The 26,178-nt window shown below is 68.8% G+C and carries 28 protein-coding genes and 1 pseudogene; 10 read left to right on the top strand and 19 right to left on the bottom strand.

The features are described 5' to 3' along the window. Positions 1 to 158: 158 nt before the first annotated feature. The 3 genes from PQB87_RS18880 to PQB87_RS18870 all read right to left on the bottom strand — a co-directional run bounded on the left by PQB87_RS18880 (position 159) and on the right by PQB87_RS18870 (position 1,812). Entirely contained in the window at positions 159 to 818 is a 660-nt protein-coding gene (locus PQB87_RS18880) for a methyltransferase family protein (protein ID WP_489243483.1), read from the bottom strand. Between the two features lie 156 nt (positions 819 to 974). Continuing rightward, positions 975 to 1,139 (bottom strand): hypothetical protein, encoded by a 165-nt coding sequence (locus tag PQB87_RS18875; RefSeq protein ID WP_162836114.1) that lies wholly within the window; start codon positions 1,137 to 1,139, stop codon positions 975 to 977. Between the two features lie 253 nt (positions 1,140 to 1,392). Beyond that, on the bottom strand, positions 1,393 to 1,812 hold the full coding sequence (locus PQB87_RS18870; RefSeq protein ID WP_021159927.1) for an HIT family protein: 420 nt from the start codon (positions 1,810 to 1,812) through the stop codon (positions 1,393 to 1,395). An 80-nt stretch (positions 1,813 to 1,892) separates the two neighbouring features. Between PQB87_RS18870 and PQB87_RS18865 the strand changes: the two are divergent. After that, a pseudogene (locus PQB87_RS18865) lies at positions 1,893 to 2,178 on the top strand (hypothetical protein); the annotation flags it as partial. 191 nt (positions 2,179 to 2,369) lie between these two features. After that, positions 2,370 to 3,779, top strand: coding sequence for a serine hydrolase domain-containing protein (locus tag PQB87_RS18860; protein WP_489243482.1), 1,410 nt, complete (start codon positions 2,370 to 2,372; stop codon positions 3,777 to 3,779). Positions 3,780 to 3,860: 81 nt separating this feature from the next. On the opposite strand, the gene PQB87_RS18855 is transcribed toward PQB87_RS18860, so the two are convergent. From PQB87_RS18855 to PQB87_RS18830, 6 genes are all read right to left on the bottom strand, one after another. Next, positions 3,861 to 4,484, bottom strand: coding sequence for a glutathione S-transferase family protein (locus PQB87_RS18855; protein ID WP_027790394.1), 624 nt, complete (start codon positions 4,482 to 4,484; stop codon positions 3,861 to 3,863). Positions 4,485 to 4,627: 143 nt separating this feature from the next. After that, a complete protein-coding gene (locus PQB87_RS18850; protein WP_489243481.1) occupies positions 4,628 to 6,127 on the bottom strand; it encodes a TIGR01777 family oxidoreductase in 1,500 nt (499 codons plus the stop codon). Beyond that, the gene (locus tag PQB87_RS18845; RefSeq protein WP_489243480.1) at positions 6,124 to 6,984 is read right to left on the bottom strand and encodes a thiol-disulfide oxidoreductase DCC family protein; all 861 of its coding nucleotides are present in this window, start codon (positions 6,982 to 6,984) and stop codon (positions 6,124 to 6,126) included. Before PQB87_RS18845 ends, PQB87_RS18850 begins: the two co-directional genes overlap by 4 nt. A 96-nt stretch (positions 6,985 to 7,080) precedes the next feature. Next, positions 7,081 to 7,551: a DUF2269 family protein gene (locus tag PQB87_RS18840; protein WP_021159932.1), complete on the bottom strand. Its 471-nt coding sequence runs from the start codon at positions 7,549 to 7,551 to the stop codon at positions 7,081 to 7,083. Further along, entirely contained in the window at positions 7,548 to 8,867 is a 1,320-nt protein-coding gene (locus tag PQB87_RS18835) for an SDR family oxidoreductase (RefSeq protein ID WP_489243479.1), read from the bottom strand. Before PQB87_RS18835 ends, PQB87_RS18840 begins: the two co-directional genes overlap by 4 nt. A gap of 88 nt (positions 8,868 to 8,955) precedes the next feature. Next, entirely contained in the window at positions 8,956 to 9,489 is a 534-nt protein-coding gene (locus tag PQB87_RS18830) for a GbsR/MarR family transcriptional regulator (protein WP_006480371.1), read from the bottom strand. Between the two features lie 161 nt (positions 9,490 to 9,650). On the opposite strand from PQB87_RS18830, the gene fabV reads away from it, so the two are divergent. Further along, positions 9,651 to 10,853, top strand: coding sequence for an enoyl-ACP reductase FabV (gene fabV / locus PQB87_RS18825; protein ID WP_021159934.1), 1,203 nt, complete (start codon positions 9,651 to 9,653; stop codon positions 10,851 to 10,853). Positions 10,854 to 10,917: 64 nt separating this feature from the next. On the opposite strand, the gene PQB87_RS18820 is transcribed toward fabV, so the two are convergent. Further along, entirely contained in the window at positions 10,918 to 11,622 is a 705-nt protein-coding gene (locus tag PQB87_RS18820; RefSeq protein WP_048023522.1) for an SDR family oxidoreductase, read from the bottom strand. Between the two features lie 347 nt (positions 11,623 to 11,969). Here PQB87_RS18820 and PQB87_RS18815 point away from each other — a divergent pair, with 347 nt between their 5' ends. Beyond that, positions 11,970 to 12,554 (top strand): TetR/AcrR family transcriptional regulator, encoded by a 585-nt coding sequence (locus tag PQB87_RS18815; protein ID WP_059552615.1) that lies wholly within the window; start codon positions 11,970 to 11,972, stop codon positions 12,552 to 12,554. Positions 12,555 to 12,600: 46 nt separating this feature from the next. Here the strand turns inward: PQB87_RS18815 and PQB87_RS18810 are convergent, their stop codons facing one another. The 3 genes from PQB87_RS18810 to PQB87_RS18800 all read right to left on the bottom strand — a co-directional run bounded on the left by PQB87_RS18810 (position 12,601) and on the right by PQB87_RS18800 (position 14,781). After that, complete coding sequence (locus tag PQB87_RS18810; protein ID WP_175830316.1) at positions 12,601 to 13,179, bottom strand: hypothetical protein; 579 nt, start codon at positions 13,177 to 13,179, stop codon at positions 12,601 to 12,603. Between the two features lie 274 nt (positions 13,180 to 13,453). Then, the gene (locus PQB87_RS18805; RefSeq protein ID WP_489243478.1) at positions 13,454 to 14,239 is read right to left on the bottom strand and encodes a YhfC family intramembrane metalloprotease; all 786 of its coding nucleotides are present in this window, start codon (positions 14,237 to 14,239) and stop codon (positions 13,454 to 13,456) included. Between the two features lie 11 nt (positions 14,240 to 14,250). Further along, positions 14,251 to 14,781, bottom strand: coding sequence for a GNAT family N-acetyltransferase (locus PQB87_RS18800; RefSeq protein WP_153490464.1), 531 nt, complete (start codon positions 14,779 to 14,781; stop codon positions 14,251 to 14,253). 204 nt (positions 14,782 to 14,985) lie between these two features. On the opposite strand from PQB87_RS18800, the gene PQB87_RS18795 reads away from it, so the two are divergent. From PQB87_RS18795 to PQB87_RS18785, 3 genes are all read left to right on the top strand, one after another. Further along, a complete protein-coding gene (locus PQB87_RS18795; RefSeq protein ID WP_489243477.1) occupies positions 14,986 to 15,351 on the top strand; it encodes an ArsR/SmtB family transcription factor in 366 nt (121 codons plus the stop codon). After that, complete coding sequence (locus tag PQB87_RS18790; protein WP_489243476.1) at positions 15,323 to 15,808, top strand: SRPBCC family protein; 486 nt, start codon at positions 15,323 to 15,325, stop codon at positions 15,806 to 15,808. Before PQB87_RS18795 ends, PQB87_RS18790 begins: the two co-directional genes overlap by 29 nt. Positions 15,809 to 15,927: 119 nt before the next feature. After that, a complete protein-coding gene (locus PQB87_RS18785; RefSeq protein WP_059684055.1) occupies positions 15,928 to 16,404 on the top strand; it encodes an SRPBCC family protein in 477 nt (158 codons plus the stop codon). Between the two features lie 31 nt (positions 16,405 to 16,435). On the opposite strand, the gene PQB87_RS18780 is transcribed toward PQB87_RS18785, so the two are convergent. The 4 genes from PQB87_RS18780 to PQB87_RS18765 all read right to left on the bottom strand — a co-directional run bounded on the left by PQB87_RS18780 (position 16,436) and on the right by PQB87_RS18765 (position 21,234). After that, positions 16,436 to 17,569 (bottom strand): amidohydrolase family protein, encoded by a 1,134-nt coding sequence (locus PQB87_RS18780; RefSeq protein ID WP_301863816.1) that lies wholly within the window; start codon positions 17,567 to 17,569, stop codon positions 16,436 to 16,438. Between the two features lies 1 nt (position 17,570). Further along, positions 17,571 to 18,878 carry an MFS transporter gene (locus PQB87_RS18775; protein ID WP_175860383.1) on the bottom strand — a complete coding sequence of 436 codons (1,308 nt, stop codon included), beginning with the start codon at positions 18,876 to 18,878 and terminating at the stop codon, positions 17,571 to 17,573. Positions 18,879 to 18,961: 83 nt separating this feature from the next. Continuing rightward, on the bottom strand, positions 18,962 to 20,251 hold the full coding sequence (locus tag PQB87_RS18770) for a CaiB/BaiF CoA transferase family protein (protein ID WP_233344325.1): 1,290 nt from the start codon (positions 20,249 to 20,251) through the stop codon (positions 18,962 to 18,964). Further along, positions 20,248 to 21,234 carry a hydroxymethylglutaryl-CoA lyase gene (locus PQB87_RS18765; RefSeq protein ID WP_060061014.1) on the bottom strand — a complete coding sequence of 329 codons (987 nt, stop codon included), beginning with the start codon at positions 21,232 to 21,234 and terminating at the stop codon, positions 20,248 to 20,250. Before PQB87_RS18765 ends, PQB87_RS18770 begins: the two co-directional genes overlap by 4 nt. 172 nt (positions 21,235 to 21,406) lie before the next feature. Between PQB87_RS18765 and PQB87_RS18760 the strand changes: the two genes are divergently transcribed. From PQB87_RS18760 to PQB87_RS18750, 3 genes are all read left to right on the top strand, one after another. Continuing rightward, positions 21,407 to 22,228: an IclR family transcriptional regulator gene (locus PQB87_RS18760; RefSeq protein ID WP_059552602.1), complete on the top strand. Its 822-nt coding sequence runs from the start codon at positions 21,407 to 21,409 to the stop codon at positions 22,226 to 22,228. 154 nt (positions 22,229 to 22,382) lie between these two features. Beyond that, positions 22,383 to 23,021 (top strand): 2-hydroxychromene-2-carboxylate isomerase, encoded by a 639-nt coding sequence (locus tag PQB87_RS18755; RefSeq protein ID WP_175830403.1) that lies wholly within the window; start codon positions 22,383 to 22,385, stop codon positions 23,019 to 23,021. Positions 23,022 to 23,505: 484 nt separating this feature from the next. Next, the gene (locus PQB87_RS18750) at positions 23,506 to 24,198 is read left to right on the top strand and encodes a phosphatase PAP2 family protein (RefSeq protein WP_489243475.1); all 693 of its coding nucleotides are present in this window, start codon (positions 23,506 to 23,508) and stop codon (positions 24,196 to 24,198) included. A gap of 99 nt (positions 24,199 to 24,297) precedes the next feature. Here the strand turns inward: PQB87_RS18750 and PQB87_RS18745 are convergent, their stop codons facing one another. Together PQB87_RS18745 and PQB87_RS18740 are read right to left on the bottom strand one after the other, a co-directional pair. Next, the gene (locus tag PQB87_RS18745) at positions 24,298 to 24,957 is read right to left on the bottom strand and encodes a glutathione S-transferase family protein (protein ID WP_489243474.1); all 660 of its coding nucleotides are present in this window, start codon (positions 24,955 to 24,957) and stop codon (positions 24,298 to 24,300) included. A gap of 127 nt (positions 24,958 to 25,084) precedes the next feature. Further along, the gene (locus PQB87_RS18740; protein ID WP_489243473.1) at positions 25,085 to 26,155 is read right to left on the bottom strand and encodes a rhodanese-like domain-containing protein; all 1,071 of its coding nucleotides are present in this window, start codon (positions 26,153 to 26,155) and stop codon (positions 25,085 to 25,087) included. Positions 26,156 to 26,178 lie beyond the last annotated feature (23 nt).

Below are 26,178 nucleotides of genomic sequence, written 5' to 3'. Positions count from 1 at the left end.
CGCAGACCCGCGCCGGCATTGGCTTTGCCGAGGTTCCGGCCCTGCGCAACGACGGGTCGCCCATGCGGGGCGTCGCACGTTTGCGACACACGTGGCAACACATCGGGCACGTGTCGTGAGCGGGCCCGGAAACGACGGTCGGGGAAAAATGAAGGGGGTCAGTACACGCCGGGCAGCAGCCGCCAGGTTCGCGCGCAATACGCGTCGTACTCGGCGCCGAATTGCGCACGCAGCAGCGCCTCTTCGGAGCGAATACGCGCGACGAGCGGGATCATCGTCAACGCGACCAGCAGCACGCCGACACCCGAGCGGAACGCGAGCGCCCAGCCGACCGAATTGACGAGCAGGCCGAGATAGCTCGGATTGCGGATGCGGCGGTAGATGCCGTCGGTCACGAGCGTATGGCCCGGCTGGATCGCGACGAGCCCGCTGAAGCGCTTGCCGAGCACGAACACGGGCCAGATGCGCAGCACGCCGCCCGCGATGTAGAGCGCAACGCCGGCCCAGCGCACCGCGTCGCCGCCGAAGGTCCAGAAGTCGAGCCGGTCGGTCAGCGCGGGCAGGTAGGCCAGCAGGAACCCGCTCACCCCGAACGCCGCGAGCACCCAGCGGTTGTCGCGGTTCTCGCGCTCGCCGCTGCTCAGGTTGCCTTCGGTGAACATCGTCGCGACGGCCATCACGAGCGTCGCGACGACGACGACGGTCAGCGGCGGATGCGAGAAGAAGGCCGCGAACCCGCCGCTGCCGAGCACCGCGAGCCCGAGATAAACGAGCGTGGAGATGCCCGACAGGGCGGCGACCTTGCGGGTGACTGTCATGACTGCCTCGCCGGAATGCGCTTTCCTGTGAAGTATAGGAACCGCGCGCACGCCGCGCGGCGCGGCGCCGTCATGCGGCGCGCGAATCCGTGCGCATCGTCCGGCACAACGCCGCGACCCTGACCGGGGCGGCCAGGGCCCGCGCCCGGTGCCGGATCAGCGGATGCGGAAGTTGCCGCCGATCCCGACGCTGACAGGCGGCGCGTAATACGCCGGCGCATAGCCGTAATAGGCCGGCGCGGGCGCGTAGCCGTAGGGCGGCGCGACGTAGCAGCCGGACAGGCCGCCGATCAGGGCAAGCGTAATGAGAAGTCTGGACATGGCTCGATTCCCGGCGCGAAAGACGAATGGCACCTCGCGAACGCCGCGCCGCCGCAAGGTGCGGCGGCCGGCACGAAGAGGCGATCCGCCCTTCCTGTCGCTCGATGAAGCAATGCGCCGAGTCTAGCGCCGGGTCGGCCGGGCCGAGTTTCGCCGGCGGTTACACGTGTTACCTCGCATGACCGCCGAACAGGCGATGGCGCGGTGGCCGGCCGGTGTGCCGTGGCGCGCCGTGCCGCGTGCAATCGACGCGTTACACGAAGCGCGCGCGAATGCGCTGCGCGAGCGCTTCGAGCGTCGCCGCGTCGGCGATCTCGCGCGCGTGCATCCGCAACTCGGCGCCTTCCCAGCGCGGGATCACGTGGAAGTGCACGTGCGGAACCGTCTGGCCGGCTGCCGCGCCGTTGAACTGGCCGATGAACACGCCGTCCGGCTCGAGCGCCGCGCGCACCGCCGCCGCGACGCGCTGCGTCATGCGGATGCCGGCCGCGGCTGCATCGCCGGACAAGTCGAAGATCTGCGCGGCCGGCTCCTTCGGGATCACGAGCACGTGGCCGTCGGCCTGCGGCATCAGATCCATGATCGCGAGCGTCGTGTCGTCTTCCGCGACCTTCACGCACGGCAGTTCGCCACGCAGGATTCTGGCGAACGGGTTGTTGTTGTCGTAGGACATGTCGGTTTCCGATATCGGTTGGACTGGGAAAGCGGGAGTGCAATGCCGGACGATTATCGGCCGACGACGGGTCGGATTTCAACTTGTCAGGCCGGGTCGCGCTGGCGCTCGCACCGAACGGCGATCTCGTGACCGCGAACGGCGACGCAGTCAACTGCCGACCCGCTGCAGCCGAGCGAGATCGTCGAATTCACGGTGGACGGGCGCTTCGTCGCGCAAATGCAGGTCGACACCGTTTCCGGGGCCGCGTTCGGCCCGGCGTTCGGGCACGGCAGCAAAGGCCGGCCGCAATTCGCGGCCGTCGACGACAGCACGAATACCGCGAAGGTCTGGGCCCTGCGCTCCGACAACGACAACGCGCAGTGATGCGCCGCTTGAACGGGCCGCACGCGCTCGTTCAACCTCGGCGATCGACACAGACGATTCGTACAGGCCGGGCAATCCGCGCCGTGTCGACGCTGCCCCGCATCGCCGCCCCTCGCGATTGCCACCGCCGGCCCGAACCTGCGACACTGCCGGTTCGTGTTCCGCCTTCAGACAACCGAGGACACCCGCGCATGACGATCCCCTTCAAGAAGCCGATCCTGCGCGGCGTCGCGCTCGCGGTCGTCGCCGCGATCGGCTACACGGGCTACATGCTGTCCCGGCTCGCGCCGGTCGCGACCGGTTATGCGGCGAAGGCGCTGTGTTCCGGCGTGTACGTATCGGGCCGCCCTGCCGCGTCCGTGATCGACGTCGACATCATGGCCGGCGTGCATCCGCTGCTGAAACTGGTCCGCCCGTCGATCGATCCCGACCATCATCGCGCCGTGGCGACCTTCGCCGGCTTCGCCCGGCGCGAAGCCGACTTCCGGCCCGGGCTCGGCTGCACGCTCGCGATCGGGCCGTCGCCCGCCGCATTGCCGGCCGCGCTGGCGCCCCTCCCCGATCCGCCGCCCGCGCAGCCTGCACCAGCCGCGCCGGCCACGCCGCCGGCCGGCATCGACGCACGGAAACTGCAGACCGCGCTCGACCGCGCGTTCGACGAGCCCGATCCGGCACGACCGCGACGCACGCGCGCGGTCGTCGTGATGTGGCGCGGCCAGGTGATCGCCGAACGCTATGCGCCCGGCTTCACGGCCGACACGCCGCTGCCCGGCTGGTCGATGACGAAGACCGTGACGGCCGCGCTGGTCGGCGCGCTCGTCGCGCAACACAAGCTGTCGCCCGATACGTCGGCGCTGCTGCCCGAATGGCGCGGCAGCGGCGATCCGCGCGCGGCCGTCACGCTCGACGAGCTGCTGCGGATGACGAGCGGCCTGCAATTCAACGAGGACTACGACGACCCGCTGTCCGACGTCGCGTTGATGCTGTTCACGCAGCCCGATACCGCGCGGTTCGCATCGGCGAAGCCGCTCGCGGCGACACCCGGCACGCAGTGGTCGTACTCGAGCGGCACGAGCGCGATCGTCGCGCGCGTGATGCGCGAGGCGCTAGGCGGCAGCGGGGACGACTATCTCGCGTTTCCGCGTCGCGCGCTGTTCGCGCCGCTCGGCATGCGCAGCGCGGTGTTCGAGCCCGATGTGTCGGGCACACTCGTCAGTGCGTCGTACATGTATGCGAGCGCGCGCGACTGGGCGCGCTTCGGGCAGCTCCTGCTGCAGGACGGCGTGTGGGACGGGCAGCGGCTGCTGCCGGACGGCTGGGTACGCTACCTGACGCGCGCGACGCCGCAGTCGTCGCGCCAGGAATACGGCGCGCAGCTGTGGGTCAAGGTGCCGGAACCGTTCAACGATCGCGATCCGCACGCGGTCGCGATGCCGGCCGACGCGTTTCATGCGGTCGGCCATGAAGGCCAGTTCGTGAGCGTGGTGCCGAGCCGTCAACTGGTGGTCGTGCGGCTCGGGCTGTCGCGGCCGGAATCCGCGTGGAACCACGAGGCGTTTCTTGCGCGCGTGCTCGACGCGGTGCCGGCGCCCGGCGCGTGACGACGGGTACGTGGATCGATGAGTCAGGCGTGAAGCGGCAGCGATTGCAACACGGCCGCTTCACACACTGCCGGCCCGGCCTTACGGATTCGCGCTGCCCGCGTATTGCTTGAAACCTTCGCGCGTCGCGAGACGTTCGATATAACGCGACACCGCCGGCAATTCCGGATGCTCGAACGGCGTGCCGAACCAGCGGTTCACCGACAGGCCGATCGGAATGTCCGCGAGCGTAAACGTGTTGCCGGCCACGTATGCGCCCGTCTTTTCGAGCTGCGCGTTCAGCACCTGCATGTGCTTCGTCCAGCCTGCGATCGACTGCGCGATGCCGGCCGGATCCTGGTGATCGGGCGATTTCCGCACGAGGCCGAGGAACGCGCCGACCCACGAGCGGTTCAGGTCCGCGCCCTGCCAGTCGATCCATTGATCGACCCGCGCACGCGCCTGCGGCTCGGCCGGATACAGCGCGTCGCCGCCGTAACGGTTCGCGAGGTAGCGGATGATCGTGTTCGATTCCCAGAGCACGAAATCGTCGTCCTTGATGACGGGCACGAGCGCGTTCGGGTTCAGCGCGAGATAGGCCGGATCGTTGGTCGTGCGAAAGCCCGCGCCCCAGTCTTCCTGTTCGAACGGCAGGTTCAGTTCGGTGCACAGCCACAGCACCTTGCGGACGTTGATGGACGGAATCTTGCCGAGGATGTGCAGCATGCAGTCTCCTTGTGAGGTCGGATGCGGAACGTTCGGGGCGCACGGCGCGCCACGAACGCATTCACGCCGAATTTAGCAGGTTTGCTCCGGGAACCCTCGTCCTTTTCCCCTGGGGAACTTCCTTCGGGGCACGGGGAGAGCAGTCAAACACGACCGCGAGGCAAACGGCAGGCCGCGTGCTCAAAATCTCCATGCGGCCGGTTCGTCAGGTCACGCAGCGCGTGCTCGGCCGTCGGGAACCGGAACATGAATCCGTCCTGATGCAGCCGCGCCGGCATCACCCGCTGCCCGTCCAGCAGCAGCTCGGCCATCTCGCCCATCGCGACGCGCAGCGGCGCGGCCGGCACGTGCAGCCAGGCCGGGCGACGCAACACCCTCGACACGACCTGCACGAACTCGCGCTGGGTCAACGGCGCGGGTGCGACCGCGTTGTAGACGCCGTGCATGCCCGCGTTCGACATCACGCGTGCAATGATCCGCAGCACGTCGTCCCGGTGTATCCAGCTCATCACCTGCTTGCCGTCGCCGAATCGCCCGCCCATCCCGAAGTAGTGCGGCAGCAGCATCGGGCGCAACGCGCCGCCGGGGCCGAACACGAGGCCCAGCCGCAGCACCACCGTGCGCACGCCATGACGCTCGAGCGCCTGCGCGGACTGCTCCCACTGCCGGCACAGCCCGGACATGAAGCCGCTGCCGGCGCTGCTGCGCTCGTCGAGCCGTTCGTCGGAAGGCCGCACGCCGTAGTAGCCGATCGCCGACGCCTGGATCCACGTGCAGGGCTTGACCTCGGCGGTCTCGACCCAGCGCATCAGCGATTCCGTGACGCCGACGCGGCTGGCGAGCAGCACCGCCTGCCGGCGCTTGCTCCAGCGCGCGCCCAGCACCGGCGCCCCCGCGAGGTTGATGACCGTGTCGAAACGCTCGTGCGGCTGCAGTTGTCCGGCGGACGTCACGCTGCGCACACGGCCCTGAAACGAGTAGGCCGCGCGCAGCGGGTCGCGCGCCAGCAACGTGACCGTATGGCCCGCATCGAGCAGATGGTTCACGAGGGTTTCGCCGATGAAGCCGGTGCCGCCTGTGACGAGCACGTTCCCCGGCGGCTGCCCCGCGAACGGATTGGCGGCCGGCGCGCGTTGCGCGATCCGGCAGGCCGCGATTCCGTCGCGGATGCCCGATACCGTCACGCCGACGGCAAACACGCTCAGCAACCCGCCGCGCCAGCCGAGGCCGAGTACCTGAAGCGCGGTCGGCTCGTGCGCCCAGACGGCCAGCTGCATCGCGATCATCGCGAACAGCGCGCCGCCGTTGACGGCCAGCAGCGTGTGCAGCACGCGCTCGGTCGCCGGCAGCTTGCGGCTCTGGTCCTCGACGACGAAATCCCACAACGTCAGCACCACCTCGACGACCACCACCGCCGCGAGGGCCGCGACCCACGCGCCGTGAAAGGCGACGTTCGCGATCGACGCGAATACGAGACCGTAAAGCACGGAGCGCACCGCGTGAATCCCCAGCTCGAGCCGCGCGCGCGGGCTGTGCGGCAGATCCTGCGTGAGTTCGTGGTGATAGAGCGTATCGAATGCGCCCATCGCGCCCTGCACGATCAGCAGGTTGAGCGCCCAGTCGTAAGCAGGCAAGGTGTTCATGGGGTATCCCTCCTCCACAGCCACACAAGTGGCGGCACCATCGCAACGAGTGCCGCCGCGTCGATCGCAACGTGGCCCGATACTCGGGCCTGCAATGAAAACAGCATGTCCTGCGGCGCCCAGATCGACAGGCCGGCCAGCAGCCACCCCCACACCTCCCGCCGGCGCAGCCGGTTGCCGAGGTGGACGAGCGCCAGCATCCAGACCGACGCGCATTGCACCGTCGCGCCGATCAGCGACATCCACCAGACCTGCTGCGCGCGCGCCGGGCCGGGCGCCGTGCCCGCCCAGAAATGCAGCTCGATGACGCGGTGATACGCGTCGAGCCACGGCGTGCCGGCCACCCACGGAACGGCGATGCCGACGAGCAGGTGGGCAAGCGCCGCGCCGTACATCCAGGTCACCACGATGCGGCGCATGTCATCGCGCGCGGGACGATCGGCCGCGGGTTCGGCGGGTTCGGCGGCACGGTCGCTACCGCACGCCGCTTCGGCGCGATAGCCGAGCCAGCGCGAAACGGCGTGCCGGTTGCGTGCGAAGCGGCGATACAGCGGTGCCAGCACACCGCGCACGACCGGCACGCGAAGCAGCCGGACGAGCCAGCCGCGCCCGGTCAGCGCATGGGCGGCGAGGATGCCGTCCACACCGGTCAGCATGCGTCCGTCCGGCAGACGCGCATGAAGCTCGCGATTCAGCGCGGGCAGGCCGACGCCCAGCGGCGCCGGGTCGAAGCCCGGCCCGGCGATATCGACGAAAGCCAGCCGCTGCTGCGCGTCGCGGGCACCGAGACGCCGTATCTGCGCGACACATAACGGACATCGTCCGTCGAAGTACAGCACCAGTTCACTTGATTCCATGATTCGCATTCCTTCTTGTTCTTGCGTGCATCGTGAATCGATCGACTGCTTTCCCGCGCGCCGTACCGCCGCTCCCGTGCGGCGGCGGCCACGCGCTTACATCGGCTTGAGCACCATCAGGAAGTAGACGGACAGCATCGCGAAGAACGCCGGGTAGCCGAGCAGTTCCCAGCGCTTCGCATAGCGCCAGTAGCGCTCCGGCAATGCGGCGTCGCCGTTCGCATGGGCGAGCTTCGCCATCGATGCAAGTTCGAGCTGCAGCCACACGACCGGCAGCCAGCACGCCCCGGCGATCGCATACAGCACGATCGATGCGAGCAGCCACGGCGTATGCCACGGCCAGCCGGCGGTGTGCGCGAGCCAGAGCCCGGATGCCGGCTGGAAGATCACGGCCGGCGTCGTGAACCACCAGTCCGCGCGCACCACGAGGCGCGACACGGCCGCGATCGCGGGCACCGACTGCGTGCGGTTCGCAAAGAACAGGTAGAACGCGGTGCCGAAGCCGGTGCCGACCAGCAGCACCGAGGACAGGATGTGAAGCGCCTTGATGACGAGATAGGTATTCATGCTTGTTCTTCTTCTGAAAAAAGGATCAACAGGATCGCGAGAATCGGCACGTTCTTGAGCACGGGGCCGAACGGCTCGGCGAGCAGCGCCGGCATCGTGAGCGCGATGACGGCCGAGTACGCGACGATCAACGCCGCTTGCGCTGCCCACAGGCGCCGTGAAGGCGCGGCGACGGTCGCGATGCCGAACGCGAAGTCCAGCGCGCTGGCCGCGTACAGCGCGATCAGCGCGGGCAGCCCCGTGAGGTGCGCAGGCGCGAGCAGCGCGAGGCTCGCGGGCAGCGGATGGATGAACGCGCTGGCGATGGCCGTCCAGATCCACACGATCGCGAGCGCGCCCCGCAGCAACGGCCGACGCCACATCGCCAGCGCGTCGCGACGCAGCGCGGCGGCTTCCGTGCCGACGAAGCCGGCGATCCCGCGCGGCGGCCGGCCGAGCACGGTCGTGACGGCGGCCGGATCGCCGGTGTTCCCGCCACGCAGCATCGTCCACGTGTCGCGCGTGAACATCGCGCCCGGCAGCGTGCCGAGCAACGCGGCCGCCGCGCCGGCCAGCGGGCCCGGCAGCGTCACGCGGGCGGCCGGCGCAAATCCCAGCGCGGCACGGTAGCGGGCCAGCATCTCGCGGTATTCGACTTCGTCGTTGCCGACCACGTCGATCACCGCACGGCCGGCCGCCGACGCATCGCCCGGTTGCACGACGAGCCGCGCGACGACTTCGGCGAGATCGTCGACGTGCACAGGGCGCAGCCGCTGACGGCCGCCCGCCGGCAGCACCTGCACGGGCAGGCTCGCGAGCATCCGGAAAAACCGCGCGGACGCGCCGTCCGTGCCGTAGACGAGCGCGGGCCGCACGATCCGGAAGTCGATCGGCAGCGCCTGCAGGAAGCGGTCGGCGGCGAGCTTGCTGGCGAAGTAGCGCGTGCCGCCGCGCTCGACGCCGAGCGCCGAGATCTGGATCACGCGCCGCACGCCGGCGCGGCAGCACGCGCTAAAGAGTGCGCACGGCGCGGCACGGTGCACGGCGTCGAGCGTCGCGCCGCGCCGATCGGCGAGGATGCCGACCGCATTGATCACCACGTCGACGCCCTTCAGCCGCGCGAGCCACGCGTCGGGATCGATGTCGGCGGCGAAGTCGATCGCGACGTCGCACGGGCCGGCCGCATGCCGCACGCCGCGCAGCACACGATGGCCGCCGGCTTCGAGCTGCGCGCACAGTGCCCGCCCGATGAAGCCGTTCGCGCCGCACACGAGGACCGTCATGCGGCGCGCCCCGGTGCGGCCCTGCGGGCAGGTCGACGGCAAGACAGCGTTCATTTTCATCCTCTACTTACAGTTATTTCTGTACAGACAGAAATAAAAACCCCAAAAAAAGCGGGCTGCCTGCCCGCACTGCGCGTAACGCTTACTTCGACGGCTTGCGCCTGACCGTCTGGCTGATCTTCGCGCCGATGCCGAGCGCCTTCATCAGCGTATCGGGCTTGAGCCGCAGCATCTCGTCCGACCAGGTCGTGAGCGTCTCGACGAACTGCAACGTGTCGCGGATGCGCTGCTCGGTCTCGCGGCTCTCGTTCGCGATCTCCGGATTCGTCAGGCAATCGCGCAGCACCGTGAGCGTCGGCTCGATCTCGCGCTGGCGCCGCCCTTCGACGATCAGCTTGAACAGTTCCCAGATGTCGGTCGACGTCTCGAAGTGGTCGCGGCGGTCGCCCAGCACATGCACGACCTTCGCGAGCCGCCATGCCTGCAGCTCCTTCAGGCTCGTGCTGACGTTGGAGCGCGCGACGTTGAGCGTCTCGGCGATCTCGTCGGCCGCGACCGGCCGGCCGGCCAGATACAGCAGCGCGTGGATCTGCGAGACGGTGCGGTTGACGCCCCACCTCGAGCCCATTTCGCCCCAGTGGAGAATGAATCGTTCGGCAATCGGTGTGAGTTCCATGGCGTGAAATTTAGGCATTTCAGTTATTTCTGTCAAGAGAGAAATAACCGGACGATCCGCCAGGTTCCGGCCGCGCCCGCCCGCGATCGGCCGCTTCCATTACAATGCGCGGGATTTTTCCGATTTCAGGCCGTTTCTGCCTTTCTGACTAGAGGGTTTCCATGATCATCAAACCGCGCGTGCGTGGCTTCATCTGCGTGACGACTCATCCGGTCGGCTGTGAAGCCAACGTCAAGGAACAGATCGACTACGTGACTTCGCACGGCCCGATCGCCAACGGCCCGAAAAAGGTGCTCGTGATCGGCGCGTCGACCGGCTACGGCCTCGCCGCCCGGATCTCGGCCGCATTCGGCTCGGGCGCGGACACGCTCGGCGTGTTCTTCGAGCGCGCCGGCAGCGAAACGAAGCCGGGCACGGCCGGCTGGTACAACAGCGCCGCGTTCGAGAAATTCGCCGCCGAAAAAGGGGTCTATGCGCGCAGCATCAACGGCGACGCATTCTCCGACAAGGTCAAGCAGGTCACGATCGACACCATCAAGCAGGATCTCGGCAAGGTCGATCTCGTCGTCTACAGCCTCGCGGCACCGCGCCGCACGCATCCGAAGACGGGCGAAACCATCAGCTCGACGCTCAAGCCGATCGGCAAGACGGTCACGTTCCGCGGCCTCGACACCGACAAGGAAGTGATCCGCGACGTCACGCTGGAACCGGCGACGCAGGAAGAGATCGACGGCACCGTCGCCGTGATGGGCGGCGAGGACTGGCAGATGTGGATCGACGCGCTCGATGAAGCCGGCGTGCTGGCCGACGGCGCGAAGACGACCGCGTTCACGTATCTCGGCGAGCAGATCACGCACGACATCTACTGGAACGGCTCGATCGGCGAAGCGAAGAAGGATCTCGACAAGAAGGTGCTGTCGATCCGCGACAAGCTGGCCGCGCACGGCGGCGATGCGCGCGTGTCGGTGCTGAAGGCCGTCGTCACGCAGGCAAGCTCGGCGATCCCGATGATGCCGCTGTACCTGTCGCTGCTGTTCAAGACGATGAAGGAAACCGGCACGCACGAAGGCTGCATCGAGCAGGTGTACGGGCTGTTCAAGGACAGCCTGTACGGTGCGACGCCGCACGTCGACGAGGAAGGCCGCCTGCGCGCGGATTACAAGGAGCTCGATCCGCAGGTGCAGGCGAAGGTCGTCGCGCAGTGGAACCACGTGACGAACGACAACCTGTACGAGCTGACCGACTTCGCCGGCTACAAGACCGAGTTCCTGCGCCTGTTCGGCTTCGAGATCGCCGGCGTCGACTACGACGCGGACGTGAACCCGGACGTGAAGATCCCGGGCATCATCGACACCACGGCCTGACGGCCCGGCCCGCCGCCCGTACCGCATACGCGGCGCGGGAGGCGGGTTCGAGGTTCCGGCGGCGTCAACGCGGCGCCGGTTCTTCCAGATAGACGCCCGACGACAGCGTGGCCTTCACCTGCCGCGTGAACTCGTCGGTCGACACTTCTTCTTCCCCTGCTTCGATCGCTTCGTACGCCTGGCGCACGACGTCGGCCGGCGTCGCCTTCGGCACGTCGAGGCCGGCCGTCAGGTCGGTATCGATGAAGCCGGCATGCAGCCCGACGACCTGCGTGCGCTGCTCGCGCAGCGAATGGCGCAGCCCGTTGGTCAGCGCCCACGCGGCCGATTTCGACACGCCGTAGCCCGACAGGATCGGCCGGTTCACCCAACTCGCGACGGACAGGATGTTCAGGATCGCGCCGCCGCCATGGCCGGCGAGGATGCCCGCGAACGCGCGCGACATCGCCAGCATCCCGAACACGTTGGTTTCGAAGTGGTCGCGCAATGCGTCGGTCGCACCGTCGTCCGTCAGGCTGCCGAGTCGCGCGATGCCCGCGTTGTTGATCAGCAGCGTGACGTCGCGCGCCGCGTCGGCGGCCGCCGCGACGGCCGCCGGATCGGTCACGTCGAGCTTCACCGGCACGACGCCCGGCAGCGTCACGGTGGCCGGATCGCGCGCCGCCGCATAGACCTTGCGCGCCCCTCTCGCAAGCGCCTGCTTCGCGAACTCGAGCCCGAGCCCGCGATTCGCACCCGTGACGAACACCACTGCACCTTCGATCTTCATGACGCTTCCTTTCGCATGATGAATCGCATGCGCGCCGGCTCGCCGCGCGCGTGAGATCCGGTGAAAAAGCCAGGCTGCCATTGCGTTCCGAACCGGTACGCCGCCGGCAGACGGCAAGCCGCCCGTTGCCCGATACACGTGCCCCGGCGGCGCCAAAGACGCCGATCGATTGCCATCGACTGTTCCGGCAGCGGCTTTGCACCTTCCGCCAAGTCGGCTACACTCGATGTCAATGTCGATCACCATTGTCTTTGCCGTGCATTGTGTTCACGCAATCCGCTCATGTCAATGGTGGTCGCCATTGTGATTTTCAATCGACGCGATCGGCAAAAATCAGGGAGGGATCGATGGGCGTTTCAAGACAGCAGGCTGCCGAGAACCGGAGCGCGATCGTTGCGGCCGCCGAGCGGCTGTTCCGCGTGCGCGGCGTCGACGCGGTAGGACTCACGGAGCTGATGAAGGAAGCCGGCTTCACGCAGGGCGGCTTCTACAACCATTTCAAGTCGAAGGACGCGCTGGTGGCCGAGGTGATGGAAAAGGCCATGCAGGACCGCGCGGATTCGCCGAACGCCGGCAGTCTCGACGCGCAGGTGGCGTCGTATCTGTCGGCCGCGCATCGCGACAACGTCGAGGCCGGGTGCCCGCTGTCCGGTTTCGCGGGCGATGCGCCGCGACTGACCGATGCGGCGCGTGCGTGCTACGCGCACGGCCTCGCCACGTATCTCGACCGGCTGGAGCGGATGGTGGCCGTCGAAGGCGGGACACCGGCGCAGACGCGTCGCGACGCGATCGCCGTCTTCAGCCAGATGGTCGGCGCGCTCGTGCTGTCGCGCGCGATCGCCGGCACCGAGCCCGCGCTGGCCGACGAAATCCTCGCGGCGGGGCGGGACGCGCTCAGCGCCGGGCGCGACGATCCGGTCGCGCCGGCATGACGGGCAGACGGCGGGGCAAGACGGCGCGCGCGGCGCCCTTGCCCCGCTATTCGACCGCCCGCGCGGCCTCCCACAACGGCTGCCCGCCCAGCGCCGCATGCCATGCGTCGAAACGCGTGCGCCACGCTTCGAACGGCTCCGCCAGCGGATGGCGCGGATCGTCGCTGAGCGCATACGCCATCCCTTCGATCAGCCAGCGCGGCTTGGTCACGACGGCCAGGTTGCCGAGCACTTCCGCCTGGCGGTGATGGATCAGTTCGTGCGCGAGAAAGTAGGTCTGCCAGCCGCGCGGTGCGACAACCACGCCGAAATTCCCGAGCGTCAGCGCCGCGCGCTGGCCGAGGCCGAATGCATCGGCACACGCGCGGGTCGAACAGAACACGACGCGCGGCGCCTCCCGGAACGCGCCGACGGCTGCCGCCGCGCGTGCATAACCGTCGCGATAGAGCTGCCGTGCGTCGCCGAGCCTCGCGGCATCGTCGGTGCAGAGATCGGCGCTCGGGCACGACACGCCGGGGACCAGCGCGGGCGCGACGACGCGCAGCGGCTTGACCAGCGCATACGCGGCAATCGGCAGCGCGACAAGCAGGCCCGTGAGGGCGTAAACGACATGGGAGCGTTTCATCGAGGCGGGGGTTCCGGGGCGTGCTGCTGAAATCTTCCTGCGTGACTATATCGGACTGGCGACGTCTCCGGCCCTGCCTGATTCCCGGACGGGGCGCGGTCGCCCCGGGGCACTGTGCTCGCCGCGACCGGGGAGACATTCCGGCGCCTGCCGTTGCGATCTGCCGTTTCGTCGAACCCGGGACCTTTTACCAACTGATGCCGCCCGGATAATCAGATGCGCCGGCCGTCCGGCGGCCGAACCCGCTGCAAACGGCTGACACGCTCCCTGCCCGTCACGCGATGTGCCCGGTGCTCGCGCCTCCGGCACCCGCTGTCCGGCGGCTCCAGCGAATGCCCAGCAACAGGAGCACGACACTGCACACGAACAGGGTCGCCTCGACCAGCACCGTATCGACATGCCAGTACCGCGTCAGCAGCACGACAACGAGGTCGAACACGAAATGGAGCGCAATCGCATGCACCAGCCAGCGCTTCGTTCCGCGCACGAACGTCTGCAGCACGATCAGCGACAGTCCGACATGCGCGGCCAGCGCGCTCGTGCGCTCGAGCAACGCGAGAACGGGCGACGCGAGCGTCATGCCCGCGAACTGCGACCCGACCAGCGACTGCACGCCCTCCGGCACCACGACACCCGCGTGCGCGAGCAGATAAGTCGTGCCGAGCGCGAGAAACCCGACGCCGACCAGCAGCATCGCCTCCAGTCCGCCGTGCCCGAGCCCGAGCATCACGGCCGTCGGCGCATCATGCCGCTTCGGCAGCAGATACCGGAAGGCGACCCAGCGCCCGCATTCCTCGAAGAGCCCGGCCGTCAATGCCGCGAACACGAGCATCGGCAGGTGCCAGCGCGGATCGTGAGCAAGCCAGCGGTACAGCGGAATCTGCCACGACATGCGCAGTACCGGCTGGAACACGAAGAAGGTCAGCATCCCGTAGAAAAACACGCGAAGCGGCACCTGCGTACGGCGTCGCCACGCGGCCGCGAGCCACGCAGGCGCGACCAGCGCGACGAGACCGGCCGCGAGCGTAAGGGACAGGAGCGCGGGAGCGACGGGATGCATCGCCCGCCCCGTTACGCGAGTTGCTTGTGGAAAACCGTCGTCGCGCAGGGCGTGCCGTCGGGCATCAACGCATAGTTCGGCACGACGCCGACGCGCTGCCAGCCGGCCCGCTCGTACAGCCGCTCGGCGTCGCCGCCCGTCACGGTATCGAGCACGAGCACGGTCTTGCCGGCGTCGCGCGCGGCCGCGTCGGCCGCCGCCATCAGCCGCCCGGCGATGCCCTGCCGGCGCGCGTGACGCGACACGAGCATCTTCGCGATATCCGCACGATGCGGCTGGTTCTCCGGCTGCGCGGTCACGACCTGCACGGTGCCGACGATCCGGCCGGCCGCGTCCTCGGCGACGAGCAGGATGCGCTCGCCGTTCGCGACGCCGTTGGCGACGTGGGTCCAGAACGCGACGGCGGTCGGCCGCTCGATCGGCAACATGAAGCTGACGGACGCGCCGCCCTCGACGCAATCGATCAGCACGTCGGCCAGCGCATCGACGCAGGTCATCGCTTCGCCCGCGTCGATGCGGCGGACGGTAACGGATTCGGTCATGCCATCTCCGGTAATCAGGTGGGCCGCCCGCACGGGTTCGGCGGGCGGCCGGATCGGAAAGAACACCGGCCGATCGTCGCGGCTCGCGCAACGGCAGCAGGCATGCGGCGACACCGCGCCCGGTCGGCGCGTGTTACCGCCCCATCATCCTACGCGACGAAAATTTCCGTTGCATCGCCGTTCCCATTGCCTACACTTAGCCACATGGCTAACTTTCAACCCGGCATCAGCGACGTCTTCCACGCCCTCGCCGATCCGACGCGCTGCGCGATCGTCGGCGCGCTCGGCCAGGGCGAGCGGACCGTCTCCGCACTGGCCGAGCCGTTCGACATGGCGCTGCCGTCGTTCATGAAGCACGTGGCCGTGCTCGAGCGCAGCGGCCTCGTGCAGACCCGGAAATCCGGCCGCTCGCGCACCTGCACACTGGTCGGCAGCCGGCTCGCCGAGGCCGAGGCATGGCTCGCCGCGCAGCGCGCGCTGTGGGAAGCACGATCCGATCGTCTCGTCGAATTCGTCGAACGCCGTCACCAGGAGGAGCACGATGTCAGCCAGCCCCATCGACCCCGCTGAAGCCCACGATCTCGTCATCACGCGGACGTTGCACGCGCCGCGCCACGCGCTGTGGCGTGCGTGGACCGACCCCGACCTGCTGAAGGAATGGTGGTGCCCGAAACCGTGGACCACCGAAGTGCGCGCATTCGACCTGCGTCCGGGCGGCGCTTTCCACACGTTCATGCGCGGCCCCGACGGCGGCACGAGCGACAACCCCGGCTGCTTCCTCGAAATCGTGCCCGAATCGCGCATCGCGTTCACGTCGATGCTCGGGGGCGGCTGGCGGCCGCAACTGCCGTGGATGGGGTTCACGGCAGTCGTCACGATGGCCGACGACGATGCGGGCAGCCGCTACGAGGCACGCGTGATGCATCCGGACGCCGCCACGCGCGAGCGCCATGAAGCGCTCGGCTTCTTCGAGGGCTGGAACACCTGCATCACGCAGCTCGACGCCTTCGCGGCCGCGCTGCGCTGAGCGCGGCCGGGTGCGCGATCATTGCATGCCGCCTCGCACGCGCCTAGGATTCCTGAAGGAAGCGCGACGACACGCCGGCCGCCGGCGTGCACCGTCGCGCGCGCTCCGCGGGAGGCGACATGTTGCACACGCACACGCATTCGACCCGGGTCAGCCGGCACCTGAACGCCCCGCGCGGGCGCGTCTACCGCGCGCTGCTCGATCCGCACGCCGTCGAACAATGGAAGGTGCCCGACGGCATGACGTGCCGCGTGCATGCATACGACGCGCGCGAAGGCGGCGCGCTGCGCGTGTCGCTGAGCTATGACGCACCGTCGGCCGGCGCCGGCAAGACCACCGCGCGCACCGATACCTATCACGGCCGCTTCGTCACGCTCGTGCCGGACGAGCAGATCGTCGAGATCGACGTGTTCGAAACCGACGATCCGATGCTGCGCGGCGCCATGACGATCACGATCACGCTGTCCGACGAAGCGGGCGGCACGCGCGTGGACGCCGTGCACGACGGGGTGCCGCCCGGCGTGCCGGCCGCCGACAACGAAACCGGCTGGCAAATGGCGCTGGCGAGGCTGGCGGCGCTGGTGGAGGCGGGGTGAGCAAGCGCCGGGCCTGTCGTCGCGACGCGCGTCAGCCGAGCCGGTAAGCCCGCGTGACCGTGCCGCGGAACAGCGCGTCGCGCTCGTCCGGGCTTGCCTGCGCCGTCAGGCGCTTGAACGCATTCCAGCCGTTCACGAACGAATACGAGCCCTTGTCGACCGGAAAATTGCTCTCGAACATGCAGCGCTCGGGGCCGAACGCGTCGATGCAGGTCATCATCCACGGCTTCCACGCGTCGGCGAGTTGCACGGAAGACGGCGGCCGCGCGCCTTTCTCGAAATCGAAACCGTTGATGCGCATCCCGAGCCCGCCGACCTTCACGTACACGTTCGGCAGCTGCGCGAGCGCGCGCATCGACGCCGACCAGCGTTCGAACACCTCCGGCCGCTTGTCGGCATAACTCGCGATCCGTACGACGCCGCCGCAATGATTGACGATGATGCGCGTATCGGGATTCGCCTTCGCGAGCTCGAACAGTTCAGGTAGTTGGGGAAAGAACAGCCACGCGTCGTACGACAGCCCGAGCGGCGCGAGCTGCGCGACGCCCGCCCGGTACGCGGAATCGAGCAGCATGCCGCGCGGCACCGCCGATAGCGGATTGGCAAGCGTGGGATCGGCATCCCAGGTCGTCAGGTGACGAACGCCGCGAAACCGCCCGCGCCCGGCTTCGAGATGTGCTTCGAGCACCTCGCGCACACGCTCGCCGAGACGCAGGTCCGCATGGCCGACGATGCCTTTCGCGACAGCCGGACGGCCGTGCTGCTGCAACGGCTCGGTCACGCCGGCAACGTAGGCCGTCTCGCCCGCCGGCTTCAGTTCGACCGGGCCCGCATCGCGATAGCGCGTCTGCGCCTGCATGTAGACGGACGCCTGGATGTTGTGGCCCGAGCGCGCGTCCTGCAGATAGTCGTCGAGCATGTAGATCCAGCCTGGCCGCTCATAGAAATGATGATGCGCATCGACGATCGGCAGGTCGGGCTCGAGCACGGGTTCGAGCGCCGACGCGAGCCAGTCGGGGCGGACCGCCAGATAGTTGCTTTGCGTCGTCATGCGGGAAACTCCCTCCTGGGTCGCCGCGCGCGTCTCGACGAACGCGGGCAGCGCGAGCGATGCGGCGGCCGCGCCGAGCAGCCGGCGCCGCTTGATCGAAAGCGTCGTGTCCATGTCATTCGCTCCGGTCGAACGCGTACAGCGACAGCGTCAGCAGCGTCGTGATCGCGAGCACGATCGCGAGACCGAGCATGCCGGCGGTAAAGGTGCCGAAGCCGTCCTTCAGGTAGCCGACGAGATAAGGGCCCGCGAAGCCGCCGAGCGCGCCGATCGAGTTGATCAGCGCGAGCCCGCCGGCCGCCGCCTGGCCGGACAGGAAGCGCGAGGGCAGCGTGTAGAAGATCGTGCGGCCGGCGATCGTGCCGACCAGCGCCAGCGTGATGCCGGCGAGTGCGGGGCCGAGCGTCAGGAAGTGCGTCGAGACGCCGAGCGCCACCGCGCCGATGAACAGCCCGATCGCCAGGTTCGCGACCGGGCCGCCGCGACGGTCCACGCGCTTCGCCCACCACAGCAGCGCGACGGTCGCGAAGAAGTACGGCACCGCGGACAGCCAGCCCGTCTGCATCGTCGACATGCCGTGCGCCTTGAGCATCTGCGGCAGCCAGATGCCGATCCCGTAAGAACCCATCGTGAAACCGAACGAGATCAGCGCGAGCACGTACACGCGCACGTCGCGCAGCGCGACGCCGAAGCGCTTCTTGCGGCCGGCGGCCGCGCCTTCGCGCTCGAACGCGCGCTGCAGCGCGGCACGCTCGTCGCCCGTCAGCCACGCGGCATCCGCGGGCGAATCGGACAGCAGCTTCAGCACGAGAAAACCGAGCGCGCACGCCGGCAGCCCTTCGACGATGAACATCCATTTCCAGCCGGCCAGCCCGAGCGCGCCGTCGAGCTGCAGCAGCCACGTCGACAGCGGCCCGCCGATCAGCGACGACAGCGGCGTCGACACGGTGAACCACGCCAGCACCCGCGTGCGGTAGCTCGCCGGAAACCACACGGCGAGGAAGAAGATCACGCCCGGAAAGAACCCGGCTTCCCCGATACCGAGCAGCAGCCGGATCGCATAGAAACTCGTCGGCCCGGTCGCGAGCGCAGTCGCGGCCGCCATCACGCCCCACGTGATCATGATGCGGGCGAGCCAGCGGCGCGCGCCGAAGCGGTACAGCGCGAGATTGCTCGGCACCTCGAACACGCAGTAGCCGGCGAACATGATCCCCGCGCCCCAGCCGAACTGCGTCGCCGTCAGCCCGAGATCGCGGTTCATCGTGAGCGCCGCGAACCCGACGCTCGTGCGGTCCAGGTAATTGAAGAAATACGCGAGCGCGAGCAGCGGGATGAAGCGCCATGCGGCCTTGCGCACGGCCCGCTGCTCGATCGATGCATCGGTCTCGCGATCGGCGGCCAGCGCCGGGAATGCGGATGTCATGGTTGTCTCCGTGGATAGGGCGATCCTCGCCCGCGCGTGGCGCGGCCGGGACGCCTTTGTTCGATCAGGGGATCGCGGCCGCGCTACGCGCTCGCCAGTTCGTTCGGGGACGGCGCGCCGCCCGCCGCCGCGCCGTCCGCGCCGTCCGCGTCGTGCCGCCCGGCCACGACGCCGGCCTCGATCAGCGCGCGCGCCTCGTCCGGCGTGTAGCCGAGTTCGCCAAGCAGCGCGCACGTGTCCTGCCCGAGCGCCGGCGGCGCCGAGCGCAGCCGCAGGCGCTCGCCCGCGAGCGTGAGCGGCAGCAGCGCGGTGCGCGTGTCGACCGGCCGCCCGGCGCTGCTCGCATCGGCCGGCAATGTCACGTCCGCGAGGCCGCCCGTCGCCAGCAGGTGCGGATCGTCGAACAGGTCCTGCGGCCTGGTGATCGGTGCATACGGCAGGCCGATCGACTCGAAGATCGCGCCGACCTCCGCGGCCGAATGCGGCGCGAGCCGCGCGCGCAGTTCGGGCAGCAGCCACTCGCGCGCCTGCACGCGCAGGTTGTTGGTCGCGAGGCGCGCATCGTCCTTCAGCGCAGCCAGCCCGAACGCATCGCAGAACAGCGCCCACTGCGTATCCGACACGACCGCGAGAAAGATCTGCTCGCCGTCCTTCACGGAGAACACGTCGTAGACGGCCCACGCGGAAATCCGGCTCGGCATCGGCGATGCGGCCTGCCCCGTCACCGCGAACTGCATCATGTGCTGCGCCACGAGGAACACGTTGTTTTCGAACAGCGAGCTCTGCACCTGCTGGCCGCGGCCGGTGCGTTCGCGCTGCGCGAGCGCGGCCATCGCGCCGATCGCGCCGAACATGCCGCCCATGATGTCGTTCACGCTCGCGCCCGCGCGCAGCGGCCGCCCCTCCGGGCCGGTCATGTACGCGAGGCCGCCCATCATCTGCACCACCTCGTCGAGCGCGGTGCGATGCTCGTACGGCCCCGGCAGGAAGCCCTTGTGCGACACGTACACGATGCGCGGATTCAGCGAGTGCAGCGCCGGATAACCGAGGCCGAGCCGGTCCATCGTGCCGCTCTTGAAGTTCTCGCTGAACACGTCCGCCGTCGCGACGAGCCGCAGCACGATCTCGAGCCCGCGCGGATCCTTCACGTCGACCGCGAGGCTCTTCTTGTTGCGGTTGAACATCCCGAAGAATCCCGCGCCCGAACCGCGCAGCGCGCGCGTGCTGTCGCCGGCGATCGGTTCGATCTTGATGACTTCCGCGCCGAGATCCGCGAGCAGCATCCCGCAGGTCGGGCCCATCACCATGTGCGTCATCTCGATCACGCGGACGCCGGCGTACGGCAGCATCGAAGCGGGTTGGCGGCCGTTCATTGCGCGACTCCCGCCAGGCATCCTTCCGGTTGCGGCGCGGCTGGAGAACGGCCGTCCGCGTAACGGAAGCCCTTCGGCAAACCGGCGTCCGGCACATGGCCGTACAACGCCTCGGCCGGCAGCGCCGCGTGCAGGATCGCGCGCGCGGCGAGCAGGGCGTCGACGTCGATACCCGTGTCGAATCCCGCCGATTCGAGCAGGAACACGAGATCCTCGGTGACGATGTTGCCGGTCGCACCCGGCGCATACGGGCAACCGCCGAGGCCGCCCTGGCTCGCATCGATCGTCGTCACGCCCGCGTCGAGCGCCGCGACGACGTTGGCGAGCCCCTGCCCGCGCGTATTGTGGAAATGCGCGCCGCCCGCCTTGTCGCCGACTTCCCGGCGCAGCCGGACAAACAGCCGGCGTACCTGCGCCGGGTTCGCATAACCGCTCGTGTCGGACAGCCCGATCTCGTCGACCCCGCATTCGGCCATCGCCACCGCCATCGCGATCGTCTCGTCGTCGCTGACGGCGCCCGCGATCGTGCAGCCGAACGCGACCGACACGCCCGCCTCGATCTGCACCGACGGGAACCGCGCATCGCGCAGCGCGACGATCGCGCGCACCTCGTCGATCATCTGCGCGGGCGTCTTGCGGATATTCGCCAGCGAATGCGCCTCCGTCACCGATACCGGCAGCGTCAGCTTGTGCACGCCTGCTTCGAATGCGCCCTCGGCGCCGCGCAGGTTCGGCGCGAGCGCGGCGACATGCAGCCCGGGAATCGCCAGCGCATGCGCGACGACCTCACGCACGTCGGCCATCTGCGGCAACAGCCTCGCCGGCACGAACGACCCGACCTCGATCTCGCGCAAGCCGGCCGCGGCCAGCGCCGTGATCCAGCGCAGCTTGCCGGCCGTCGGCATCACGGCCCGGATGCTCTGCAGGCCGTCGCGCGGCCCGACCTCGCTGACCAGCACCTTCGGATATTCGGAAACGCTCATTTGATACTCCATCGTTCTATCTGAAAGAACATCGTTCTGTTTGATAGAACTCTAAGCGTGCGTCGAACGCGCTGTAAGCGGGGTATACCCGTGAAATTGCGATTTTCTGGAACTTGAGTTCTGTCAGGCAGAACGATATAGTCGACCGATCATCCTCTGAAGGAAGCAGGCAGTGCCTACGACTCATACCGATCACGCCGGCAACGAGCCCGATTCGCCGGCCGAAGAAGCGTCCAGCGGCGTCGCCGTCCTCGATCGCGCGTTTGCGATCCTCCGCGCCTTCGGGCAGACCGACGACCGGCTGTCGCTCGCGGAGCTGTCGCGCCGCACCGGGCTGTACAAGAGCACGATCCTGCGCCTGCTCGCCGCGCTCGAGCATGGTGGCTTCATGCGCAAGCTCGACGACGGCCAGTACGCGATTGGGCACGAGCCGCTGCGGCTCGCCGCGCTGTACCAGCGTTCGTTCCGGGTCGGCCCGGTGGTCGAGCCGCTGCTCGAAACGCTCAGCCGCGAACTCGGCGAAACGGCATCGTTCTACGTGCGCCAGGGCGACATGCGCTCGGTGCTGTACCGGGTCGAGCCCGCCCGCGCGGTGCGCGTGTCGATTCGTGTCGGCGAGGAATTTCCGGTTCGCCAGGGCGCGTCCGGGAAGGTGCTGCTGGCGTTCACCGACACGCAGGATGCGCAATGGCACGACGTGCGCGAACGACTCTGGGCCGCGTCGTACGGCGAGCGCGACCCCGAGACGGCTTCGGCGTCCGTACCCGTGTTCGGTGCGGCCGGCGAGTGTGTCGGCGCGCTGACCGTATCGGGCCCGAAATCGCGGCTCGCCGCCGCACCGGCCATGGCGGCAGCGCTCGCGATGCTGCTGCCGCTCGCGCAGAAGGCGACCGTGGCGCTCGGCGGCGCAGGCGCACGCTACGACGCGGCGGCCGTACGTGACAGCCTCGCGCAGTTCGCGTCGGCCGCCGGCCACGACGACACGGCGTCATGACCGGCGGCGCGCGCACCGCCACGCAACAGCGCTACAACGCAACGACGCAAAAGGCAGCCGCGTGCGACACTGGCCGCCGATGCATGCATCGCGCGCCGCCTGCAGGCGTGCCGCGCGTGCCACCGCCAACCGGACACCCATGAGGGCAGCCACCATGAACGCCGCGCGCACCGCCAGCTGGTATTTCGATTTCGTCTCGCCGTTCGCGTACCTGCAGCAGGAACAGTTCGACCGGTTGCCGGCCGCCGCCGCGTTCGAGCCGCGGCCCATCGTGCTCGGCGCGCTGCTCTCACACTGGGGCCAGAAAGCGCCGGCCGAGATCGCGACGAAACGCGTCTTCACCTATCGCCACGCGCAATATCGCGCGGACAAGCTCGGCATTGCATTCCGGATGCCGCCCGCGCACCCGTTCAATCCGATCAGGCCGCTGCGTCTCGCGATCGCGATGGGCAGTTCACCCGACGCGATCCGCCGGATCTTCCGGCATATCTGGCGCGACGGCCAGGACGTGTCGACGCCGGAAGGGTTCGCCGCGCTGTGCGAAGCCGTCGGCTTCCCGGAAGGCGTGACGGCCGTCGAAGCCCAGCCGGTCAAGGACGCGCTGCGCGCGAACACCGACGATGCGATCGCGCACGGCGTATTCGGCGTGCCGACCTTCGAACTCGACGGCGACCTGTTCTGGGGCGAGGATGCGACCGACATGTTCGCCGACTGCGCGACGTCGCGCGCGTGGCTCGATTCGCCCGAAGTGCGCCGCATCAGCGCACTGCCCGAAGGCATCCGGCGCGGCTGACGGCGCTGCGGCCGGCCGGCGCTCACGGCGCTCACGGCACGAATCCGGCGCCGCTGAATTTCCGCACCGCACGCACATGGCGGGCAGGCCCACAGGGCTTGCCCGCCTTTTCTTTTATTTTCGATCGGCGCACGCATGACGCCGCGTGACCCGGCAGATTCGCGCGCATCCGGCGCGAGAACCGCTCATCCGGTGCAAGATCCACGCCGGCCGGCGCGACTGTCCAGTTCTACCGATTATTTTTCCGATGGCCGCGCGCATCGACGCGGAAATATCGGACGATTCCGATCCCCCCGCCGCACGGCGCCCGCCCATCCGGCCCCATCGCACAGCCCCGTTTCATCAGGGGATTCCCGGTATTTTTTCGCATTTTCTTCGAAATAACGGGTGACATACTTGCCCCCCGTTGCGCTCCGGTGCGAGCGCGCTTCCAGATCCGGCCGGCCGCGCGCGATGCATCGGGCGTCCGCCGGGATCGTACGACATGAACAATTTCGATACCACGATCCAGACCTTCCTCACCCACATCACGTTCGGACCGCTGATGAATCACGCGATCCGCGTGATCGCGGGCCTGTACACGTTCAAGGGCTTCGTGCTCATTCCCGTGCTGTGCTGGCTATGGTTCCAGCCGGGCCCGAACCGCGAGCGGCAGCGCGAGCTGGTCGTCGCGACGATCGCGAGCGGGCTCGTCGCGCTCGCGTTCGGCCGGCTGCTCGCCCAGGTGCTGCCGTTCCGCGTGCGGCCGATCTACAACCCCGAACTGCACCTGCACTTCCCGTCGGCAGGGCTGCGCGCGGCCACGCTGCAGGCATGGAGTTCGTTTCCCAGCGATCACGCGATGCTGTGGATGGCGATCGCCACCGGCATCTTCATCATCGCGCGCCGCGTCGGCGTGCTCGCGCTGCTGTATGCGGTCGTGTTCATCTGCGTACCGCGCGCCTATCTCGGCTTCCACTACCCGACCGACCTGATCTCCGGCGCCGCGATCGGCATCGCGATCGCATGGCTGCTGACGCGCGACGCGATCCGCTCGCGCTTCGCGCCGCAGGTGCTGGCGACGATCCGGCGCTTCCCCGCGCCGGCCTATACGCTCGCGTTCCTGCTGTGCTTCGAGCTGATCACGCAGTTCGACGAACTGCTGACGCTCGCGCAGTCGGCCACCCGCACGATGTAACGGGAGACGCCGCGATGCTGCCGCTGCTTTCGTTCCGTCGCCCCGGCACGCGCTGCCGGCCATGCGCGGCGTCGGCGCGCCGCGCGACGCCCGCGCCGTTCAGTCGCGATCGGGCGCGCCCAGCGGAAAGAACGGGCGATACGGCCGCGCCTCGTCGACCGCGCGCGCAAACGACGGCCGCGCCAGCAGACGCGTGCGATACGCGATCACGTTCGCGAACGACGGATCGATCCGGTGCGTCCAGTCCGCATAGAACAGGAACGGCGCCGCGCCGCAGTCGGCGAGGCTGAAGCGGTCGCCGGCCGCCCATTCGCGATCGGCCATCTTCCTGTCCAGCCACGCATACGACGTGTCGAGCATCGCGCGCGCATCGGCGACACCGCGCGCATCGCGCTCGGCTTCCGGCCGCAGCGCGTCGAACACGACCTTCTGCTGCGGCGTCGACACGTAGTTGTCGAAGAAACGATCCATCGTGCGCACCTCGAGCGCCGCGTGCGGATCGTCGGGCAGCAGCCGCACGGGGCCCGGATGGTTCAGGCCGAGGTACTCGATGATGATGGACGCCTCGATCACGGTGCGGCCGGCATCGACCAGCACCGGAAAGCGCTTCAACGGCCACAGCGCGGCTAGTTCCTGCATCGGCTTCGGATCGTCGTGCGCGAGCACGCGATACGCGAACGGCGTGCCGTTCTCGTACAGCGCGGTCAGCACCTTCTGGCAGTAGGACGAAAAGGGATGGGCGTAAAGCGTCGGTATCATCGTGCGGTCTCTCCGGGTTTCGGCGCCACGTCGTGCGGCGCCACGTGATCGGATACCTTGACGACGAACGGCACCCGGCCGTTTCGACAGCGGTCCGGAATTAATTTTTGTCGTGCGACTTGTGCCGTTACGACCGGCCGTCCATCACGACGCGCCCCTCGGCACGCCAGCGCAGCATTCCGCCGCCGAGATTGGCGACCGTGTCGAAGCCGGCTTTCAGCAGGATCACGGTCGCCTGCGCGGATCGCCCGCCGGCCCGGCACACGGTCACGACCGGCCGGTCGCGCGCGATCTCGCCGGCACGCGCGGCCAGTTCGCCGAGCGGAATCGGCGTCGCGCCGGGCAGATGGCCGAGCGGGCCCGTGAATTCGTCCGGCTCGCGCACGTCGACCACCTGCACCGCCTGCAAATGATCCTCGAGCCATTGCGGATCGATTTCCCAGAACCCCGCGAACGTATAGACGAGCGGCGCCCAGTCGGGTGCCGCCTGCGCATCGGGCGCGTTCGCGGCGACGCCGCATTGAAGGTTCGCCGGCACCGCGACGTCGATCTGGCGCGGGTGCGCGAGCCCGAGGTTGCGCATGTAGCCCGCGAAATCGTCTTCGCTCAGATCGCCGCCGAGGCGCGGATTGAAGCGCCGCTCCTCGCCGACGCTCGTCACCGTGAGCCCGCGATAGTCGTGCGCCGGATATAGCAGGCACGCGGCCGGCAGCGTGAAAAGCCGGCCGTGCACCGCGCGATACAGCGCACGCGGGTCGCCCTGCTGGAAGTCGGTGCGGCCGGTGCCGCGGATCAGCAGGCAATCGCCGGTGAACGCCATCGATTCGTCGTCGAGCACGAGGCTGATGCAGCCGCTCGTGTGGCCGGGCGTCGCGCGCACGGTCAGGTAGCGCGCGCCGAACGCACAGCGGTCGCCGTCGTTCAGGTAGCGACCGGCGCCCTGCGCGCCGCTCGCGGCCGAGATCGCGATCGTGCTGCCCGTGCGCTGCTTCAGCAGCCACGCGCCCGTCACGTGATCGGCATGCACGTGCGTGTCGACGGTCGCGACGAGCCGCAGCCCGAGCTCGTCGAGCAGCGCCGCGTCGCGGCGCACCTGCTCGAACACCGGATCGATCAGCAGCGCTTCGCGCGACGCGGGGTCGGCGAGCAGGTACGTGTACGTCGACGATTGCGGGTCGAAGAGTTGCCGGAAGATCATCGCGAAGTCGCTCCGTCGCTGGT

The organism is Burkholderia sp. KL41 (genome assembly GCF_057005415.2).
This window is presented reverse-complemented; position numbering and strand designations above follow the sequence as displayed.

Bases quoted from the DNA above. Each gene is read 5' to 3' on its own strand.
- PQB87_RS18815 (WP_059552615.1), top strand. From the start codon at position 11,970: ATGGGCGTTTCAAGACAGCAGGCTGCCGAGAACCGGAGCGCGATCGTT.
- PQB87_RS18805 (WP_489243478.1), bottom strand. From the start codon at position 14,239: ATGCATCCCGTCGCTCCCGCGCTCCTGTCCCTTACGCTCGCGGCCGGT.
- PQB87_RS18795 (WP_489243477.1), top strand. From the start codon at position 14,986: ATGGCTAACTTTCAACCCGGCATCAGCGACGTCTTCCACGCCCTCGCC.
- PQB87_RS18835 (WP_489243479.1), bottom strand. From the start codon at position 8,867: ATGAACGCTGTCTTGCCGTCGACCTGCCCGCAGGGCCGCACCGGGGCG.
- PQB87_RS18785 (WP_059684055.1), top strand. From the start codon at position 15,928: ATGTTGCACACGCACACGCATTCGACCCGGGTCAGCCGGCACCTGAAC.
- PQB87_RS18765 (WP_060061014.1), bottom strand. From the start codon at position 21,234: ATGAGCGTTTCCGAATATCCGAAGGTGCTGGTCAGCGAGGTCGGGCCG.
- PQB87_RS18770 (WP_233344325.1), bottom strand. From the start codon at position 20,251: ATGAACGGCCGCCAACCCGCTTCGATGCTGCCGTACGCCGGCGTCCGC.
- PQB87_RS18780 (WP_301863816.1), bottom strand. From the start codon at position 17,569: ATGGACACGACGCTTTCGATCAAGCGGCGCCGGCTGCTCGGCGCGGCC.
- PQB87_RS18850 (WP_489243481.1), bottom strand. From the start codon at position 6,127: ATGAACACCTTGCCTGCTTACGACTGGGCGCTCAACCTGCTGATCGTG.
- PQB87_RS18870 (WP_021159927.1), bottom strand. From the start codon at position 1,812: ATGTCCTACGACAACAACAACCCGTTCGCCAGAATCCTGCGTGGCGAA.
- PQB87_RS18800 (WP_153490464.1), bottom strand. From the start codon at position 14,781: ATGACCGAATCCGTTACCGTCCGCCGCATCGACGCGGGCGAAGCGATG.
- PQB87_RS18755 (WP_175830403.1), top strand. From the start codon at position 22,383: ATGAACGCCGCGCGCACCGCCAGCTGGTATTTCGATTTCGTCTCGCCG.
- PQB87_RS18750 (WP_489243475.1), top strand. From the start codon at position 23,506: ATGAACAATTTCGATACCACGATCCAGACCTTCCTCACCCACATCACG.
- PQB87_RS18875 (WP_162836114.1), bottom strand. From the start codon at position 1,139: ATGTCCAGACTTCTCATTACGCTTGCCCTGATCGGCGGCCTGTCCGGC.
- PQB87_RS18855 (WP_027790394.1), bottom strand. From the start codon at position 4,484: ATGCTGCACATCCTCGGCAAGATTCCGTCCATCAACGTCCGCAAGGTG.
- PQB87_RS18860 (WP_489243482.1), top strand. From the start codon at position 2,370: ATGACGATCCCCTTCAAGAAGCCGATCCTGCGCGGCGTCGCGCTCGCG.
- PQB87_RS18745 (WP_489243474.1), bottom strand. From the start codon at position 24,957: ATGATACCGACGCTTTACGCCCATCCCTTTTCGTCCTACTGCCAGAAG.
- PQB87_RS18790 (WP_489243476.1), top strand. From the start codon at position 15,323: ATGTCAGCCAGCCCCATCGACCCCGCTGAAGCCCACGATCTCGTCATC.
- PQB87_RS18740 (WP_489243473.1), bottom strand. From the start codon at position 26,155: ATGATCTTCCGGCAACTCTTCGACCCGCAATCGTCGACGTACACGTAC.
- fabV (WP_021159934.1), top strand. From the start codon at position 9,651: ATGATCATCAAACCGCGCGTGCGTGGCTTCATCTGCGTGACGACTCAT.
- PQB87_RS18845 (WP_489243480.1), bottom strand. From the start codon at position 6,984: ATGGAATCAAGTGAACTGGTGCTGTACTTCGACGGACGATGTCCGTTA.
- PQB87_RS18880 (WP_489243483.1), bottom strand. From the start codon at position 818: ATGACAGTCACCCGCAAGGTCGCCGCCCTGTCGGGCATCTCCACGCTC.
- PQB87_RS18840 (WP_021159932.1), bottom strand. From the start codon at position 7,551: ATGAATACCTATCTCGTCATCAAGGCGCTTCACATCCTGTCCTCGGTG.
- PQB87_RS18775 (WP_175860383.1), bottom strand. From the start codon at position 18,878: ATGACATCCGCATTCCCGGCGCTGGCCGCCGATCGCGAGACCGATGCA.
- PQB87_RS18810 (WP_175830316.1), bottom strand. From the start codon at position 13,179: ATGAAACGCTCCCATGTCGTTTACGCCCTCACGGGCCTGCTTGTCGCG.
- PQB87_RS18820 (WP_048023522.1), bottom strand. From the start codon at position 11,622: ATGAAGATCGAAGGTGCAGTGGTGTTCGTCACGGGTGCGAATCGCGGG.
- PQB87_RS18830 (WP_006480371.1), bottom strand. From the start codon at position 9,489: ATGGAACTCACACCGATTGCCGAACGATTCATTCTCCACTGGGGCGAA.